The 17,885-nt window shown below is 55.3% G+C and carries 16 protein-coding genes; 4 read left to right on the top strand and 12 right to left on the bottom strand.

Translation table 11 applies throughout. The features are described 5' to 3' along the window. Window positions 1–120 precede the first annotated feature (120 nt). From BN4275_RS07880 to BN4275_RS07850, 7 genes are all read right to left on the bottom strand, one after another. Window positions 121–1,272: a 4Fe-4S binding protein gene (locus BN4275_RS07880; protein WP_066456403.1), complete on the bottom strand. Its 1,152-nt coding sequence runs from the start codon at window positions 1,270–1,272 to the stop codon at window positions 121–123. Window positions 1,273–1,572: 300 nt separating this feature from the next. After that, complete coding sequence (hydA, locus tag BN4275_RS07875) at window positions 1,573–2,952, bottom strand: dihydropyrimidinase (protein WP_066456400.1); 1,380 nt, start codon at window positions 2,950–2,952, stop codon at window positions 1,573–1,575. Between the two features lie 72 nt (window positions 2,953–3,024). Continuing rightward, a complete protein-coding gene (locus BN4275_RS07870; protein ID WP_202614987.1) occupies window positions 3,025–3,504 on the bottom strand; it encodes a (2Fe-2S)-binding protein in 480 nt (159 codons plus the stop codon). Further along, a complete protein-coding gene (locus tag BN4275_RS07865) occupies window positions 3,497–4,375 on the bottom strand; it encodes an FAD binding domain-containing protein (protein ID WP_066456397.1) in 879 nt (292 codons plus the stop codon). Before BN4275_RS07865 ends, BN4275_RS07870 begins: the two co-directional genes overlap by 8 nt. Then, complete coding sequence (locus BN4275_RS07860) at window positions 4,372–6,654, bottom strand: xanthine dehydrogenase family protein molybdopterin-binding subunit (protein ID WP_066456392.1); 2,283 nt, start codon at window positions 6,652–6,654, stop codon at window positions 4,372–4,374. The genes BN4275_RS07865 and BN4275_RS07860 overlap by 4 nt, the downstream gene beginning before the upstream one ends. A gap of 245 nt (window positions 6,655–6,899) precedes the next feature. Beyond that, window positions 6,900–8,201: a uracil-xanthine permease family protein gene (locus BN4275_RS07855; RefSeq protein ID WP_066456391.1), complete on the bottom strand. Its 1,302-nt coding sequence runs from the start codon at window positions 8,199–8,201 to the stop codon at window positions 6,900–6,902. 381 nt (window positions 8,202–8,582) lie between these two features. Further along, window positions 8,583–9,812 (bottom strand): M20/M25/M40 family metallo-hydrolase, encoded by a 1,230-nt coding sequence (locus BN4275_RS07850; protein ID WP_161940189.1) that lies wholly within the window; start codon window positions 9,810–9,812, stop codon window positions 8,583–8,585. A 424-nt stretch (window positions 9,813–10,236) separates the two neighbouring features. Here BN4275_RS07850 and BN4275_RS07845 point away from each other — a divergent pair, with 424 nt between their 5' ends. Further along, complete coding sequence (locus BN4275_RS07845) at window positions 10,237–10,956, top strand: RraA family protein (RefSeq protein WP_066456388.1); 720 nt, start codon at window positions 10,237–10,239, stop codon at window positions 10,954–10,956. Window positions 10,957–11,045: 89 nt separating this feature from the next. Here the strand turns inward: BN4275_RS07845 and BN4275_RS07840 are convergent, their stop codons facing one another. Together BN4275_RS07840 and BN4275_RS07835 are read right to left on the bottom strand one after the other, a co-directional pair. Continuing rightward, window positions 11,046–11,945: a selenium metabolism-associated LysR family transcriptional regulator gene (locus BN4275_RS07840; RefSeq protein ID WP_066456385.1), complete on the bottom strand. Its 900-nt coding sequence runs from the start codon at window positions 11,943–11,945 to the stop codon at window positions 11,046–11,048. Beyond that, window positions 11,935–13,107, bottom strand: a complete 1,173-nt coding sequence (locus tag BN4275_RS07835; RefSeq protein WP_066456384.1) for an aminotransferase class V-fold PLP-dependent enzyme — start codon at window positions 13,105–13,107, stop codon at window positions 11,935–11,937. Before BN4275_RS07835 ends, BN4275_RS07840 begins: the two co-directional genes overlap by 11 nt. A 359-nt stretch (window positions 13,108–13,466) precedes the next feature. On the opposite strand from BN4275_RS07835, the gene yedE reads away from it, so the two are divergent. The 3 genes from yedE to BN4275_RS07820 are packed head-to-tail and all read left to right on the top strand — an operon-like array spanning window position 13,467 to window position 15,005. Further along, a complete protein-coding gene (gene yedE / locus BN4275_RS07830; RefSeq protein ID WP_066456379.1) occupies window positions 13,467–14,555 on the top strand; it encodes a YedE family putative selenium transporter in 1,089 nt (362 codons plus the stop codon). A gap of 12 nt (window positions 14,556–14,567) precedes the next feature. After that, a complete protein-coding gene (locus BN4275_RS07825) occupies window positions 14,568–14,774 on the top strand; it encodes a sulfurtransferase TusA family protein (protein WP_066456377.1) in 207 nt (68 codons plus the stop codon). Further along, complete coding sequence (locus BN4275_RS07820) at window positions 14,775–15,005, top strand: putative Se/S carrier protein (protein WP_066456376.1); 231 nt, start codon at window positions 14,775–14,777, stop codon at window positions 15,003–15,005. Between the two features lie 99 nt (window positions 15,006–15,104). On the opposite strand, the gene BN4275_RS07815 is transcribed toward BN4275_RS07820, so the two are convergent. From BN4275_RS07815 to BN4275_RS07805, 3 genes are read right to left on the bottom strand one after another with little or no spacing between them, the layout of a single operon-like run. After that, complete coding sequence (locus BN4275_RS07815; RefSeq protein ID WP_066456374.1) at window positions 15,105–16,010, bottom strand: dihydrodipicolinate synthase family protein; 906 nt, start codon at window positions 16,008–16,010, stop codon at window positions 15,105–15,107. Continuing rightward, window positions 16,003–16,782 carry a GntR family transcriptional regulator gene (locus tag BN4275_RS07810; protein ID WP_066456371.1) on the bottom strand — a complete coding sequence of 260 codons (780 nt, stop codon included), beginning with the start codon at window positions 16,780–16,782 and terminating at the stop codon, window positions 16,003–16,005. Before BN4275_RS07810 ends, BN4275_RS07815 begins: the two co-directional genes overlap by 8 nt. A 34-nt stretch (window positions 16,783–16,816) precedes the next feature. Next, on the bottom strand, window positions 16,817–17,848 hold the full coding sequence (locus BN4275_RS07805; protein WP_066456369.1) for an SIS domain-containing protein: 1,032 nt from the start codon (window positions 17,846–17,848) through the stop codon (window positions 16,817–16,819). Window positions 17,849–17,885: the final 37 nt, after the last annotated feature.

Raw genomic sequence — 17,885 nt, 5'->3', positions numbered from 1 at the left:
AACAGGTTTCACGTCCCTCCCGAAATGGAACGAACCCACGGTTCTGACCGCAGGCTCGTTTCCACTTCCAGGGGTGTCTCATACGGAGACTGGGTATATGTAGATGGAAAAGGGACCTCTTTAATAAAGGCTGATCGCGCCCACCGGGCAGACCTGGGCGCACAGGCCGCAGCCGTCGCATTCACCGTCCAGCACACGGCGCACGCCGTCGCCTTCCCCAATCGCGCGGTAAAAGCAGCTTTTCTGGCATTTCCCGCAGTTGGTACAACGGTCCGCATCGATGTGAGAGAACTTCGGCTCCTCGGTCGCAAGCTGTTCGACTGTGGTGAGCCGCCCGAGCGCGATGCCGCGGATTTCATCGAAGGATCGATAGCCCTTCGCATCCATCCATCCGTCCAGATCCTTCAGAATCTTTGTGATCACACCATAGCCGTTTAACATAACCTCGGTGCAAATCTGGACGGTGGAAGCGCCGATCATGATATATTCGACGATATCTTTGTAGGAGGTCACTCCGCCAACCGCCGAAATCGGGACATCGACCGCTTTTGCAACCTCAATCAGATGGCGCATTACAATCGGTTTGATTGCCGCGCCCGAATAACCGCCAAACGCCCGCAGATACGGGATTCCCGTTTCGATATCCACACCCGCGAAAGATTTGATCGTGTTGCTGATGGTGATTCCGTCCGCGCCTTCGCCGACACATGCTTTGGCAATCGGCACCATATCAGCGACGTTCGGGGTGAGCTTGACGGTGAACGGCACCTTGGAAACCGCCTTGCAGGCTTTCACCTGCGCGGCAACCAGCTCCCAGTCCTTGCCGATGTGCATACCCGCCGAGGCGGACGGCATCGGGCAGGATGCGTTGAGCTCAAACAGGTCGACCATGCCACTGTCCTGCAGGGTTTTGACGATCTCGGCGGTTTCCTCCGGCTCCGGCATTGCCATGACACTGATATGCATGGTTGCTCCGCCGCTTTTGGCGATGGCAAACTCCTCCTGCGCCCACTGTTCACGGGTTTTATCGGTGAACAGTTCCAGGTTGATCATGCCGATGGGGCGGTTGTTGTAGCGATGCAGGACCATCCTGCCGTTGCGCGGCTGCGCGCTCCAATCGTCCTTCGGGCCGATTGTCTTTGGGATTACGCCGCCGATCCCCGCCTTTGCCGCAAGCAGCATCGCCTCGCCGTCCCAGCCGGGGCTCGCGGATGCCAGGACCAACGGATTCCGATATTTCACACCGCAATAGGATACTTCAAGATTTGCCATTTGTCTGTTCCACCTTTCCTCTTTCCGCGCGCTCATTGTCTATCTAAACGCCGATAAAATCCCAGTTTTTCCGTATTTATGATATCCTGTTTGAGGGGGCCAGGCAATCGAATTGGGGGCGCCATTGAGAATTTTCCGGCAAACTTTCATCTCTTTGTCATTTTGAGAAGAATTTGTTAAAATAAAAAACTTACTTTCTCAGTTTGAGCCCATCCGTCATCTTACGATACACAAAACCGCTCCGGCAGGACATTGCAGCCCTGCCGGGGCGGCCTGTTCCAGCCTGTGACGCGCGGGAAATCAGCCCTGCGGCTTGCCGCGCACAAGAAAACGTCCCGCGCCTTCTTCCCCTAAGAATTCCCGGCCGTCCACGATCACCTTCCCGTTTGCAACTGTCTGAGCCACCGCGGCATGCATCTGCATGCCCTCGAACGGTGTATAATCGCTGCGCTCATGCAAGTCCTTTGCTGTGAGCGCATAAGAAACACCGGTGTCGAGCACCACAATGTCCGCGTCGCTGCCTTCGGCAATGACCCCCTTTTGGGGATAGATCCCATAGAGCTTCGCAGGCTCGGTCGAAAGCATCTCAACCATCCGGCCGACACTGATGCGGCCCTGCGCCACGCCCATTTCATACAGTGTTACAAGTCTTGTCTCGATGCCCGGCAATCCTCCCGGCACACCGTAGAAGGTGTCGTTCATCCGTTTTTGGCTCAGGTAAAAGCCGCAGTCATCGGTTGCCATCGTACATTTTATATCGCTTTCAACAAGCTCTCCCCAAATGGCGTCCCGGTCTGCCGCACCGCGAATCGGCGGATGCAGAATGTAGTCCCGACCGTTTTCCTGCGTATAAACTTCGCGTGTGAAGGCAAGGTACTGCGGACAGGTCTCTCCATAGACCGGATACCCTGCTTTCTGCGCGGCCGCCACGCTTTTGGCGCCAGCCGCGCTCGAGATGTGCCGGATCAGCAGCTTGCAGCCAGTCTCTTTCGCGATTTCAATACAGCGGTCTACTGCTTCCGCTTCCGCCTCATCGGGCTTATATTGCGGAAAATAGACCGCGCCGGTCTTTCCTTCCGCGAGCAGGCGGTTTTTGGCGGCTTCGATCATATCATCGTTTTCGGCGTGCACCGTCACGATTCCACCCGCCTTTGCAATTGCGGCAAAAGTCCGCCGGAGCCCGGGGGTATCGATGTAAAGCCCGCCGTCCTTATAGGTCGTATGGACCTTGAAGGAGGTGAAACCCATCTCCATCAGCTTGGGAATCGCGTCGATCGTCTCGTCGTCCACCGTCGTGATGGTCGCGTGAAAACCGTAATCGACCACAGCGTGACCCTTCGCCTCCTTGACGCGGTCCTCGCAGGCCATGATGAGCGGCACGCCCTTGATCTGCTGGGCGAAGTCGACCAGCGTGGTCACGCCGCCAAACGCGCCCGACATGGTGCCGTCGTAAAAATCGTTCATCGTCTTGGTTCCGGCGAACGGCATGTTCATATGCGCATGGGTCTCGATTGCGCCGGGGATGACTGTTTTCCCAAAGGCATCTATGACCCTGACGGCCTCGACATCAAGGCCTTTTCCCACTTTGGCGATCTTCCCATCCGTCACCGCAATATCCACAACGCCAAGGTCCCGCGGCGCATAGACATGCCCGTTTTTAATCAGCAGTTCATATTTCATCTTTCACACCCGCTTTCTACTGAATGAATCTTCCTGCTGCGCAGCGCCAGCCGGCAGGATCGGCGCGTCCGGTCACCGGGAAGCATTCAGCTTCTCATTGACCTTCTGCACCGCATTGATGATTGGGATATAGCCGGTGCAGCGGCACAGATTACCCGAAAGCGCAAGCCGGACTTCGTCGCGCGTGGGGTTGGAGTTCCTGCGCAGCAGCGCATACGCGCTCATCAGCATGCCCGGCGTACAGTATCCGCACTGCACAGCTCCTTCCTCAAGGAAACAGCGCTGCAGGGTCTTCCCGATTTCTGTTTCGCTGAGGCCTTCCACCGTGAGGATATCCTTTCCGTCCATCTGGCCGGAAATCACCATACACGAATGCATGGCCTCGCCGTTTACAAGCACGGTGCAGGCCCCGCATTCGCCGATGCCGCATCCCTCCTTGGTACCGGTGAGGTTCAAATCGTCGCGCAGGACATCCAGCATACGGATATCCGGACGGGTTGCAACGGTATAGGGCTTTCCGTTCAAAGTGAAGGAAATTGTAATTTTATCCAATTTTTTCACCTCCCAGGAGTTCTCTCAGCACCCGTTCACAGAGCTTCTGACAGACGGGCTGTTTATACTTTGTGGTGGGCCGGATACCCGCGATTTCCGGGATCTTATCCGAGACCTGTTTCGCAAATGCCGAAAGTTCCGCTTCGGAAGGGATTTTCCCCACAAGCGTGCGGTTGATCTCTTCGAATACGACCGGCTGTGGGAAAACCGAACCGACTGCCAATTTGAGATCCTCCACGCGATTCTGTGCATCGGTTTTGAGGCACGCCGCAATCGTCATGCGGGAGATCGAAAGGGAATTGCGCCGTCCAAGTTTATAAAAATACGCACGATATCCGTCATATTTCGGGACAATCACGCTGGTGATCAGCTCGCCATTTGTCAGGCTGTTGCGGTAGGGCCGTGAAATAACCTCGGTGAGCGTCATCAGCTTTTCGGTGCCGTCCACACATTTCACCAGCACTTTTGCGCCAAGCGCCGCCAGTGCCGAAAGGTCATCCGCCGCCGGAGAGGCATTTGCGATATTGCCGCCGATGGTGCCGCGGTTGCGGATCTGCGGGGAGCCGACCGTCAGCGCCGCCTGCGAAAGCAGTTCGGCATATTTCTGCACCAGCGAGGACTCATGCACGGCGGCATGGGTTGCCAGCGCGCCAATTTGAAGGGTGTCAGCTGTTTGTGAAATCCCGGTCAGCTCCCGGATGCCCGTGATGTCCACAAGGTATTTCTGCGCGAAACGGTCGTCTTCACGCGCCTGAACCATCACATCGGTACCGCCCGCGAGATAGACGGTTTCGCCTGGATACTGCGCAGCATAGGCAAGCGCCTGCGTCACAGTGACCGCGCGCAGAAACCCTTTGATCTTGATGCTCATTGTTTCTCCTCCTCGCAGAAAAATACCGCTTCCAGGTTCGCCGGAAGGCTGCGGATATGTTTCCCGTTGCCCATGGCGTGGTTGACCGCGTTGACATAGGCCGCGCCGCAGGGATCGAACGCGGGTTCACCGAGCGAACGTGCGCCATATGGGCCGCGCGGATCGGGATTTTCCACGATGATCGGCACGACTTCTCGCACATCCATTGTGGTCGGGATGATGTAATTGTCGTAGTTGAGGTTCCTGATCACACCATCCTTGCAGCCGAGGTCCTCGGTAAGCGCCCAGCCCTGTGCGCCGACCAGCCCGCCGACAATCTGGCCCTTGGCCATCTGCGGGTTGATCGCGCGGCCCACATCATGCGCCGCGACAGACTTGAGCACTTCGGTCTTACCGGTGTCCATATCCACTTCCACTTCGACCATTGCGCAGGAGAAGGTAAACATATAAAAAGCGTCTCCGTGTCCGGTCTTGCCGTCCCAGGTGAGCGGCGGGGTCTTGTAGTTGCCGACGCTTGCGGCGGTGCGGCCGCTGTCGTAACAGAGTTTCACCGCCTTATCAAACGGCATTTCGGTCTCGCCGAAGGTCACCTTATCGTCGTAGTAATGGATTTCTTCCGGAGCAATCTCATATTTTTCGCACAGCGCCTCGGAGACGATTGCGTGAATTTTCGCAGCGGCGTCGTTGATCGCGTGGCCGCCGAGATAGGTGCCGCGGGAAGCGAGCGCCGCGCCGGTGAGCGGAGCCCGGCTGGTATCGGGATCGTTGATGGTGATGCGGTTGATGTCACAGCCGAGCGCTTCTGCCGTCATGATCTTCATGGTGGTGAGAAGCCCCTGTCCGATCTCCGCAAGGCCGATCGAAACCAGCACGCTGCCGTCCTCTTCGACTTCTATGTAGACGCGACCGTTATCCTGGATCACCGTTCCGACGCTGTTTCCGCGCAGGCTGCAGGAGATCCCGACGCCGCGGCGGACGCTGCCTTTGTTTTCTCGGGAATATTTCCAGTATTTATTTTCGAAGTCGATCTCTTTCGCGGCGGCGTCGAGCACATCGAGCGCGCCGATGCGGCACCAGTCCATCTTCTGGCCGGTTCCGTTGACATCGCCGGTTTTCATGATGTTGCGGCGGCGGAATTCATAAGGCGAAAGACCGAGTTTTTCAGCGACCTCGGTCATCGCGCACTCCCGCGCGAAGATTCCCTGCGGGTTGCCGAAGCCCTGGTAGGAGCCGGTGTGGATGTTGTTGGTCATTACCGCGCGTCCATAGAAGTAGGCGCTTGGGGAATTGTACGGTCCCGCGCCGAGGGTGATCGCCTTGCCCATGATGCCCTTGGCTTTGTTCACATAAGCGCCCGCGTCCGAGATGAAATCGCCGGAAATCGCGCGCAGCATGCCGTCCTTTGTGACGCCGATTTTCATGTGCATATAAAACGGATGCCGCTTGAAAGTCTCGCGCACCGACTCCTCACGCGTCAGCAAATATTTGATCGGCCGCTTGGTACGCACCGCGAGCAAAGCCGCGCGCACCGCGATGGAAACCGTGCTCTCCTGTTTGCCGCCAAAGCTGCCGCCAATGACCGTCTGCCGGATGGTTACGCGGGACATCGGGATATTCAGGCACTGGCAGACCGATTCGCGCGCCATATAGAGGTTTTGCAGGCAGCCATAAACGGTGACCGCGCCGTCGTGGATGCTCGGGATGCCGATGACGACCTCCGGTTCGGTGTAGACATGCTCCTGCCAGCTGGTCTCGTAGTCCTGCTCAAAGATGAGGTCAGATTCCGCGAAGCCTTTTTCGATGTCTCCGTTCGACGCGACATAATCGCAGTAAACGTTGGTCGGGAACAGGTCGGTAACCACGGTGGGATTGTTGATCGCCGTGCGCGGATCATGCAGCGCGGGCAGCGGCTCGTACTCCACTTTGACCAGTTTGACTGCCTCAGCGGCAATCTCCGGGGTTTCGGCCGCCACGACGGCGACCACGTCGCCGTACATGCGCACCTTGTCGTCCGCGAGGACATACTGGTCCGAAACGACCTCGCCGATCGTTTTTGAGCCGGGCAAATCCTTTGCAACCACCACATCCGCCACGCCTTCCAGCGCCAGCGCTTTGGACTTATCAATCGAAAGGATCTTTGCGTGCGCATATTCTGAATACACGCCTTTGGCGTACAGCATATTGAGCATCCGGACGTCGGAGCCGTAGATCGCCTTGCCGGTGACTTTCTCCATGCCGTCTATGCGCTCATGCGTCTTATTGACGTTCTTGAATTCCAAAATATCACTCTCCTATCTGCCTGGGGATAACTGTTTCTGTGCCGGTGTAACCAGGAACATTTCTTGCCTTAATCATACGGGCCCGCTTTTTCAATTTCAACAAATTGGACGCCGGATGTGAAATAGAATGTCCTCAAGGGGCGATTCGCAAAAATAAGAAAAATTTTTCTCGTATTGAGAAACGCGTGAAGGATGGAAAAGGGCCGCTGAAACACGGTTCGGCGGCCCTTCTGAAACGCTGCTATTTAATCGGCTTTCTGCGGGACCTTTGGAAGCAGGCTGTTGCAGAGAACACCCGCTACAACCGCGAGGAACAGTCCGGAAACCTTGACCGTGCCGACCATAACGCCGTCCGCCGCAAGACCGAGACCGATCACCAGGATCACCGCTACGATGATGATGTTGCGGGACTGGGCGAAATCGATCTTCGCTTCCGCTACTGTGCGTACGCCGATCGAGGCGATGGAACCAAACAGCAGGATCGAAACGCCGCCGATGACCGCGTTGGGGATCGACTGGAGCAGCCCGCCGAGTTTGCCAAACAGGCTCAGGCAGATCGCCATGACAGCCGCGGTGCGCAGGATCTTCGGATTGTAGGCGCCGGTGACGGCGAGCAGGCCGGTGTTCTGGCTGAAGGTGGTGTTCGCGTTGCCGCCGAAGAAACCGGAAGCCATGGTCGAAAGGCCGTCGCCGAGCAGGGTGCGGTGGATACCGGGGTCAGACAGGAAGTCTTTTCCCACAACCGCGCCGTTGGTGGTGATATCGCCGATATGCTCCATAAAGGTCACAAACGCGATCGGCGCAATCAGGAAGATGATACTCATGTCAAATTTGGGGAAGGAGAAGAACTGACCGGAAAAATCCCAGAAAGGCTGTATCCAGGAAGCTTCCGCAAGCGGGGTGAAATCAACCAGCGGGGTCGCCGGATGTGCAACCATGTCATAAATGATCGAGCAGACATAGCCGGAAGCAATGCCGATGAGAATCGGGATAATTTTGAGCAGTCCCTTTCCGTAGACATTGAAGTAAATTACGACCGCAAGCGTGATGATCGCGATCAGCCAGTTCTGCTGCGCCATGCCGATCGCTTTCGGCGCGAGCTTGGTACCGATGACCATGATAACCGGGCCGACGACAATCGGCGGGAACCAGCGTTTGATCCGCTCATGGCCGACGAAGTAAGCGACACACGCCAGGATGCAGTAGACAAGCCCAGCCGCCATAACGCCGCCCTGCACGTAGGGGATGTTCTCGATGTGGCGGACAGCATTTCCGGACGCGTCCGTGACGAAAACGACCGAGGCGATGGTGGCAACGTAAGCGGTAGATGCACCGACAAAGATCGGAACTTTGCCTTTGGTGACCAGATGAAAAATCAGGGTTCCGAGGCCCGCGGTAAACATGCAAACCGGGGTGTTCAGTCCGGCCATCCGCGAAGTGAGAACGATGGACCCAAACATTGCGAACAGATGCTGTAAGCCGAGCAGGATGTTTTTTGAACTCAGGTAACTCATTTCTTCTGTCGATGCCGCGGTGGTGTTACTCATTTCATACCCTCCATGTTTTATTTTTTACAAATTATTCCAGTCTATCTGTAAACCACGCCTCCTGTCCCATCTGCAATCCGCAATTTTATTTGTTTGCTTTGGATAGTTTTTTCGTTTCTGTATGTTCATTTTATTGCTTTTTGCACATTTTGCAATTACTTTGCAAGGTTCGGGAGAAATTTTTCTCACGAAAAACCGCATCCTTTTGTTATGTGAAATTTTTCTCAAAATAAGAGGAATGCAATTTTTCTAAAAAAACGCCTCAAAATGGGACGCAAACAAAAAAACAGCCGGATTCATACGAATCCGGCTGTTTTTCCGATCACCAAACAGGCAGGCGAACAAAAAACGCGATGGGATCAATCCCTTATTTGGCTGATATCAGGCATCAATTTCACAGACCGCACAGCTGATAGCAATATTGCCCAGCAGGCATTTTTCCATCTTTTCAATGCTGACGCGGTCGTTCGGACGGTGCGCATAGACCTCCTCGCAGCAGGAATACCCGATGGTCGGGATTCCAAGCTTGCGGTCAAGCCAGGCGCCGTCTGTCCCGAAGTCCCATCTGCTGAATTTGGGCTCCTGACCGAGCTGCTTGAGGCTGTCAACTGTTTTGACAACATATTCATTGTCCGTAGGGACGAGATATGCGGGCTTGTCCAGCGGGCACACCTCGTGGAATCCGGTGTAACTGGTATGGTCGAGATCCCGAATACGGATATCAAAATTCGATTCCGGGTCGGCCGCTTTCAGCTTATCGGCCACGGCGCGATACTGCGCAAGGATATCCTCCGATTTCTGCTCAGGCAGGAATCGGTAATCAACATTTACCTGGCAGACATCCGGAACTGTGCAGCCCCATCCAGGCTGGCAGCTGATATGAATCATGCTCTGGGTGCCCTGGCCAAGGAATTCATCGGTTGGCAGGTCTTTCGAGAGCTTGTCAATTTCGACAATGAATGGCGCCATCTTGGAGACGGCGTTGATGCCCAGGCGCGGAGCGCTCGAATGGCTCATAAGGCCGCGACTGATGACCTCAATTTCAATCTTGCCGCGATGGCCAAGATAGACATCGAGACCCGTCGCTTCACCAAGAACCGCAAACGCGATGGGTTGTTTGAGTGTGTCGGTAAGGTGCATGGCGCCCCACATATCGCCCGGCTCCTCATACACCACAAAGGTGAGGATGATGTCGCCCTTGAGCTTGACACCGCATGCTTTGATCAGATAGGCGGCATATACCTGAGGGGCCATGGCGCCTTTGGTATCCGAAGCGGCGCGTCCGTGAATCCAGCCGTCCGCGATTTCGGCGCTGTAAGGAGGATATTCCCAGTCATCGAGATTGCCGGGAGCGACATGGTCCATATGGCAGTTATAAAGGATGTTCGGGCCGTCTCCGGTTCCTTTGATAATTCCGATAACGTTACCAATCGGATCGACATACGCTTCATCAAAATCCAGCTTTTTAAGCTCGGCAAGGATCACCTGTGCGACGTCGCCTTCTTTCCCCGATTCACTCGGCGTGCGGATCAGGCGTTGCGCGAAGTCAATCATATCTTCTTTGACTTCTTTCGCTTTGGCATTGAACTGAGACAACAGTTCCTGGTTCATTGTCATTCCTCCCTCGGTTTGAATACAGCCGCAAACAGGCCGTAAGCTTTTATCTTATCTCCATTATAATTGTACAAATTATATAATTCAAGCGATGTCATATCGCGGCAATTTTATATTTCAGCTTTTCGTAACATCTATAAAATATTGAAAATATTGTTTCATTTTGAGAAATTTGAGTATAAATGAATGATATTTTCGGATTTCAGAGGTTTTATGAAATCCAATTTCCATTGCGGGGTTGCCATATGTCTTCCGCATCTTGTGCTTTTTGAAGCAAAAATGCTATACTAAAATCAAATTCCGGGCACCCGTCAGGGCTGCCCTTTCAAACCCCATCAGCTTTCCCCCCGCAAAAGCGGTTTTACCGCTCCAAAAGCAAAATTTGCGCCTGCCGAACAGGTGATAAAGGAGAACTGAAGTTATGTTGGGTCATGAACAGCTGGAAGCGCTGCGGTACTTTGACACCCCCACCGTCTGCAATGCAATCGAATTTTTCAAACTACGGCCGCGCACCTGCGGTTTCGGTCTGCCGGGGATGGTCTGGCGCGGCGGCGACAGCTCGAAAGCGATCGTCGGCTATGCCGTGACGGCGCGCGTCGGCGCCATTTTTCCGGAGACACCGGAGCAGAAAGAGCTAAAGATGCAGCTTTATGCAAACGCGCGGGCGGTTGAAGGGCCTTCGATCATCTGCATCCAGGACACGGATCCGCATCCAATCGGTTCCTTCTGGGGCGAAGTACAAGCCAGCATCTTTCGATCGCTCGGCAGCGTCGGGACTCTCACCGCGGGCGGCGTACGCGACATTCCCGCAAGCGATACGCTTGGATTCGCATTTCTCTCCACCCATGTACTTGTTTCCCATGCCAATATCCATGTGGAAGCAATCAACTGCCCGGTTCAGATCTGCGGGCTTGAAATCCGACCTGGAGACCTTCTCCACGCGGATATGCATGGCTTCACCGTGGTTCCCGGCGAGATTGTGGACCGGCTTGCGGCGGCCTGCGAAGCTGCCGCTGCAAGTGAGGAGCCTGTGATCGGCCCCTGCCGTGAAGCGATTGAACGCGGGGAGCGCCCGACGATTGAGGATCTTCGCGCCTGGAACGCAAAGATGGGCGCGGAGCGCCAGAAACTGAACTTCTGATTCCAGTCAGGCATAAAATGCACCCGCCGCAGGTTTAAAAAACCGCGGCGGGTGCATTTTGGCGTTCCGGAAAAGGACTGGCAAGCTGTTTAAGCTTGCTCATAATGCCGTTTTACGAACTGGGCGAACTCCAGGACATAACTCTTGGGAGCGCTGTTTTTCCGCAAAGCCAGATAGAGATCCCGTTTCCGGGAGTATTCCGGTAGCTCGAACATCAGCAGCCTTTTGGCTATGAGAAAATTGTGAGCGGCCTTTTCGGAAGTGATTGAGATTCCCAGTCCGCCGGCGACAAGGTTTTTAATCGCCTCCTGGTCGTTGACCCGGGCGGTGATCTGAAGATCCTCCTCGGAAACGCCTAGGCTCTCCAAAAAATAATCGATGCTTTTTTTGCTGCCGCTCCCTTTTTCCCGCAGGATGATGGGTTCCTTGAGCAGTATTTCAACTGGGGTCTGCGCCTGTTCTTTCAGCGCCAGAAAATGCTCGTTGACCGGTGTAATCACAACCATATGGTCCTGGCAAAACGGTGTGCAGTCAAGCCGTCTGTCCTCGCTCTTCATCCCCATAAGCCCGATGTCAAAGACTCCGTCCAGCAGCCCGTCCGCAACCGTCTGACTGTCGCTTTGGTGGATGATGAAATAGACCTCCGGATGGTCCTTTCCATATACGGGAAGAACCTCCGGCAGGATGTAAGCGGAGGGAATGGTTGACGCCCCCAGATGGATGATCTTTTTTTCCACCTCAGAGCAGTGCTTTATCATCCGGTCCCGCAGTTCCATAATATTGACGGCATAGTCATACAGCTCCTGCCCGTTGCAGGTCAGTTCAATGCTTTTCGTCGTTCGCAGGATCAGCCGGGTGCGCAGCTCCTCCTCCAATGCCCGGATATGGGCGCTGATGGTGGGCTGAGAGATGTATAACCGTTCCGCCGCCTTTGTAAAGCTGTTATACTTTGCCACCGCGATAAAGGACTGCAGCTGTTTAAATTCCATTCCCCGCCTCCAGGATCTTGTGCAGCGCATGAACCGCCGCATCCACCTCATCCCCGCTGTTCCACCATCCAAAGGAAAATCGGATGGTGCCCGTCGGATAGGTGCCCAGCGTTTTGTGGGCGGCAGGCGCGCAGTGCAGCCCCACCCGGGTCATGATCCCATAAGCGTCATCCAGCTGGCAGGCCACATGGGAAATATCCTGTCCCGGCGTTTGCAGGGAGACCACACCAGTTCTGCCCGCGGTATCTTTTTTCCCCACAACGCGGAGCAGGCCGCTGTTTTCCAAAGGTTCCAACCCTGCCAGGAAACGGCCTGTGAGCTGAAGTTCATGCTCACGGACAGCCGTGATCCCTGTTTTTTGCAGCCACAGCAGTCCAGCGTGAAGCCCGATGATTCCCGGCAGATTCATGGTGCCTGGCTCAAAGCGGTCCGGCATAAAATCCGGGATCTCCTCCGTGTGGCTGAGGCTTCCAGTCCCGCCGGAAATAAGCGGCTCCAACAAGGGGATCATCTCCTCCCGCAGCAGAAACCCGCCGATCCCCTGCGGCCCCAGCAATCCTTTGTGGCCGGTGAACGCCAGCGCGTCGATACACATTTCCTCCATGTCGATCGGCCACACCCCGGCGGTCTGTGCCGCGTCCACAAAGAATCGCAGGCCGTTGGCCCTGCAAAACCGCCCGACTTCCCGAACCGGCAGAAGCGTGCCGCATACATTGCTCGCATGGGTCATCACAACCGCTTTTGTATTTTCGCGCAGATATGCCTGCAGCATTTCCGGCGAAAGCTCTCCCTTTTCGCTGCAGGGTACGCGGGAAAAGCTTACGCCGCTTTGGGAGAGCTGCGTAAGCGGACGCATTACGGCGTTATGCTCCATGGAGGACACCAACACATGGTCGCCCGGCCTCAGATATCCCTTCATCAGCAGATTCAGGCTCTCGGTCACGTTTTTTGTAAACACGGCGTTCTTACAATCCTGCCCGCCAAACAGTTCACACAGAAGCCGGCGGGTTTCGTAAACCGTCTCCTCAACCTGATAAGCCTGCTCGTAGCACCCACGGTTGATATTGCTGCCCACCTGGGTCATGTAATGGAAGATGCTTTCCGAAACCTCCCGCGGTTTGGGAAAGGATGTGCTGGCATTGTCAAAATACAGTTTCCGCAAGATGAATCGCCCCTTAAATTGATCATTTTCCAACCCCATTTTAGCAGATATTTATTTGATTTACAAATAAATCTATTCGTATAATTAATAAATACAATTGGATTCCAAAATTTTACTGTGCTATAATAAGCGCAAAGCAAACGGTAAATACCGTTTGCGCCCGCCACAGGCGGGCTGGGGCGGCCAAACCGCGCCAAGCGCTTATTTCATCATAGCCAAAACCGGAAAATCCGGTTTTGACGCCGCCTTGCGGCGTGCAGGCACTTCGTGCCTGCGGCTGTGTTATATAAGCACAAAGCAAACGGCGGCCACCGTTTGCGGCCACCACAAGCGGGCCAAATTGAGGAGGATATCGGAATATGGACTTAAAAAGTGAAAAAAGCGGCATTATCCTGGCAGGGATCTTCATCGGGATCATCGCGTCGCTGTTGGTGCTCTTCGGGAATCCGGTGAATATGGGCTTTTGCATCGCCTGCTTCCTGCGGGACACCGCTGGGGCAGTGGGGCTCCATTCCGCCGCCGCGGTCCAATATATACGCCCTGAAATCATCGGGCTGGTATTGGGAAGTTTTCTGGTGGCGCTGGGGAAAAAGGAGTTTATCCCGCGGGGCGGGAGCGCTCCATTGACCCGTTTTGTACTGGGCTTTTTTGTGATGATTGGATGCCTCATGTTTTTGGGCTGCCCCTTCCGGATGATCCTCAGGCTTGCCGGCGGGGATTGGAACGCGCTTTTGGGGCTGGGCGGTTTTATCTGCGGCATTCTGGCTGGCGTATTTTTTCTGAACCGCGGTTACTCCCTCAAGCGCACTTATCCGTACGCAAAACTGGAGGGTTCCCTTTTCCTGGGCGGACAGGTCATACTGCTCGTTTTGCTGGTTGCCGCGCCGGCCTTTATCCACTTCACCGAGCCGGGGGACGGCCCGGGCGCCAAGCACGCCGCCATTCTCCTGAGCCTTGGAGCGGGCCTGATTGTAGGGGCACTGGCACAGCGGACGCGGTTGTGTATGGTTGGCGGAATCCGGGATATGGCGCTGTTCGGTGAATGGAAGCTGCTGGCGGGTTTCGTGGCCGTTTTTGCCAGCGCGCTGGTCTGCAACCTCATTTTGACAGCGGTCACCCCCGATACATACTTCCAAGCGGGCTTCGCGGGGCAGGCGGTCGCCCATACCGACGGTCTGTGGAACTTCCTGGGGATGCTGCTGGTGGGCTTCGGCTGTGTCCTTCTGGGCGGCTGCCCGCTGCGCCAGTTGGTGCTTTCCGGCGAGGGCAATACCGACAGCGCCATCACCGTTATCGGTCTGGTGGCGGGCGCGGCATTCGCACATAATTTCGGGCTGGCTTCCAGCGGTGAAGGCCCCACCGCCAACGGTATGATTGCCGTGGTGATCGGAATTGGCGTTGTCCTGTTGATCGCCTGTCTCAACACCTTCCATAAGCAAAAGCTGTAAAGGAGCATAAAGATGAACAAATTGGATGCAAGGGGATTGTCCTGTCCGGAACCTGTCATTATGATACAAAAGGCGATGCTCTCTAAAGAACCCGCCTATCAAATTGTGGTGGACAATCCCGCCGCCAGGGAGAATGTAACGCGATATGCGGAGCATCAGGGCTATCAGGTCGCCGTAACGGAAAAAGATGGGGAATACACCCTGTCCATTACCAGATAGATGATTTACATTGCCACTTTTTATTCCCACTTTGGCGCTATCCGCTTCAAAAAGCTTTGCGACGCCAGGAACTGGAAGTCCAAAATCATGCCCGTGCCCAGAAAACTGAGCAGCAGCTGCGGCTCGTGTGTGCGGTATGAGGGGGATTTTGCCTGTCCCACGGATTCTGTTCCCGAAGAAGTGGAACAGATTTTCCAGGTGACAGAGGACGGTTACCGCATATGCGGATAACACCCATGTTGGAAATCCATAAAAATATTCTCCGTTTGCGGCGAAATAGATTCCAATAAAAAACCGCCGGCCAAATTTTGGCCGGCGGTTTTTCTCTGTTCAAATGACGCCCAAAGCTTTGGCCTTGGCAATGATTTGGGCTTCCTCTTCAGGAAGCACCGAAACAAACGGGCTGCTCACAAGGTTGGTGGAATAAAGGCCCATCTCCCGCAGAACCGTCTTGCAGGCACTCTGATAAGCGCCCGTGTCGACCATGACCATTGCGGCGAAAATATCCATAATCCGCTCCTGGAGCGCCTGCGCGCGTTTCAGATCCCCCGCCCGGTACGCATCGAAAATCTCGACAAATTCCTTTGGCGTGACGTTCGCAAGCGAAGAAACCGATCCGTCCCCACCCATCACATAGGACGGCAGCGTGGCAAAATCCTCGCCCATCAGCACGCTGAAATCGTCGTTTGCGCGCAGCATCTGGCGCAGGCGGCAGAAATAGAAGAAATCGTCCCCCGCGGCGACCTTGATGCCCACGATGTTTGGATGCTTTGCAAGTTCCAGAACGGTTTCCGGTTCGATGGTCAGCTTGGTTTCTCCAGGCTGGTGATACAGCCAAAGCGGCAGATCGCACCGATCCGCAACCAATGTGAAAAATTCAAGCAGCGCACGCTGATCGACGTGGGAATAGTATGGCGGGGTGAGCATCAGCTCAGCTGCGCCGCATTTTTTTGCCAGCTCACACAGCTTAAGCACATTTTCGGTGGAACAGTCGCTCACCAGCGAAACAACAGGAACCTTCCCCGCAGCGGCCTTGACAGCAGTCCGGGTGACAAGCTCCTTCTGTTCAAAAGTGAGGTTTGCGAATTCACCGGTGCCGCTCGGAACGAGCAGGCTGTGCACGCCCGCATCCACAAGGAAACGGATGTGCCGGTCGAGCTCCGCCTCAGCGATCTTGCCCGACTGATCAAACGGGGTCATAACAGGGACCATAATCCCCGAAAAATATTTAGCCATAATTGCCTCCTGAATTCGGTTCAATTAATTTTGTGGGACGCGGCAGGCTGGAATTGGCCTGCACGACAATTTCAAATTTGTCGCTGCGGTAAAGCGACTCTTCGACCGCCACGAGGCGGTCATTCTGGTCGTAGACCCGGCCGCGCAGGAGCAGGGCGGCCGCGCCGCGTTCCTGGTGGAGCAGCTTTGCCTGTTTGGAATGCAGCGCGACAGCCGTATAAATCTCCTCTGAACGGGTCATGAAAATGCCATACTGCTTTTCGAGGAATTCATAGAGCGAGCCCCCCTGGTACCGGTCGCTGATATCCGGGCAGATCTCCTGCGGGATATAACTGGTTTCCAGGCTGTAGGGGACCGCGTCCAGCATACGGCGGCGGGTGAGAGTGTTAAAGAGCGCGCCCTCCGGCAGCCCAAACTGGGTCGCAGTCGGAAGGTTTGCTTTCACTTTGACCGCCTCGAGCAACTCGACATGGGAAATCATCCCGCTTTCCTGGAAGAGCTGGGTGCCGCTTTGCAAGCGGGTGATATTGGAAGAAATCTTCTTCTCGGACACAAAGGTGCCTTTTCCGCGTTTTCGGGTGACAATCCCCTCAATTACGAGGTTTTCCAACGCATTTCGGACAGTGATATTGCTCACATTAAATTCCTGCACCAATTCCTTTTCAGAAGGCAGCAGCGCACCGGGATCATAGAAATTCGCGATCCGCTCCCGCAGGATTTCGGTCAGTTGGTAGGTCAGGGTCAGCGGCCCTTCTCTGTCCAGTTTTTGCATGGCGACACCTCATCATGATTTCCGCATATTTTAATCAGTCAACCTGACAGATTTTATTGGTGATCTGGAATTCCCCCGCGGTGAGCCCGCGATTTTCCGCAATCCGCACCAGCAGCAGTTCCATCACCATGGCGGACGCCATGGCAAATTGTTCGGCGGTTGCGGCATGCAGCTGGATGCAGCCCGGAAGCTCGCATGGGAGGTTGGTCACCATCACCACATGGCTTCCATATCCGGCAATCTGTCTGGCCAGCTCCAGCATTTTGGGGAAGGTCTCCGGTTCGTTCGCATAGAAAACCGCCCGGTGGCCGGGCCCGCAGATTTCAATCGGTCCGTGATGGAAGCCGCCGGAGGTAAACGCACGCGCCGCGCAGTTCGCGCCCTCCATGAATATGAGCGCGCTCTGGTTGGCAACGGTCATCGCGGCGCCGCCGCGGCCGATGAAATGGACCATGTCGGCGGGTGCAAGCGTCTTGGCGGCTGCCGCGATTTCGGCGGGTAGCTCCCGCAGAACCCGCTCCATTTCAGGAACCGCAGCGTCCAGCTCCCCGCAGAGGGTTTCGGGCAAACCTTCGGCCACGCAGCATTCCAGCAGATATAAAAGCGCCATCGTGTTCGTAAAGGTTTTGTTGGTGATGCTTTTTTCGGGGCCCGCGTGCAGAAGCAGCAGGACGCTGCTCGCGCGGGCCAGGGTGGAATCCGGCTGGTTGGTGATGCCGATAATTTTGGCGGTTCCCCGGAGCTTTTCGGTGAGCCGGTCAATTTCGACGCTCTCACCGGATTGGGAAATCAACACGACGACATCTCCAGGATGGATGATTCCGAGACAGCTCTCCAGCAGCTCCCCCGCTTCCAGAATAACCGGACGAACCCTGGCGCAAAGCTTCCCATAGACGCACAGCGGCGCATGGAAAGAGGTGCCCATACCGCTGAAGACAACGGTCCCGCTGCTGCGGATCAATGCCGCCGCGGCCTTTATGGACGCAAAATCCTCCTGCCGGTAACGGGCAAGCATCCCGCGCAGCTTCTCCGGCTGGGTTTTTACCTCGTTGTAAAAATCTGACATAGTGTTCTCCTACTATCTTACCATAATTTGAAGGCTG

The organism is Anaerotruncus rubiinfantis (genome assembly GCF_900078395.1).
Taxonomy (GTDB): Bacteria; Bacillota; Clostridia; order Oscillospirales; family Ruminococcaceae; genus Anaerotruncus; species Anaerotruncus rubiinfantis.
This window is presented reverse-complemented; position numbering and strand designations above follow the sequence as displayed.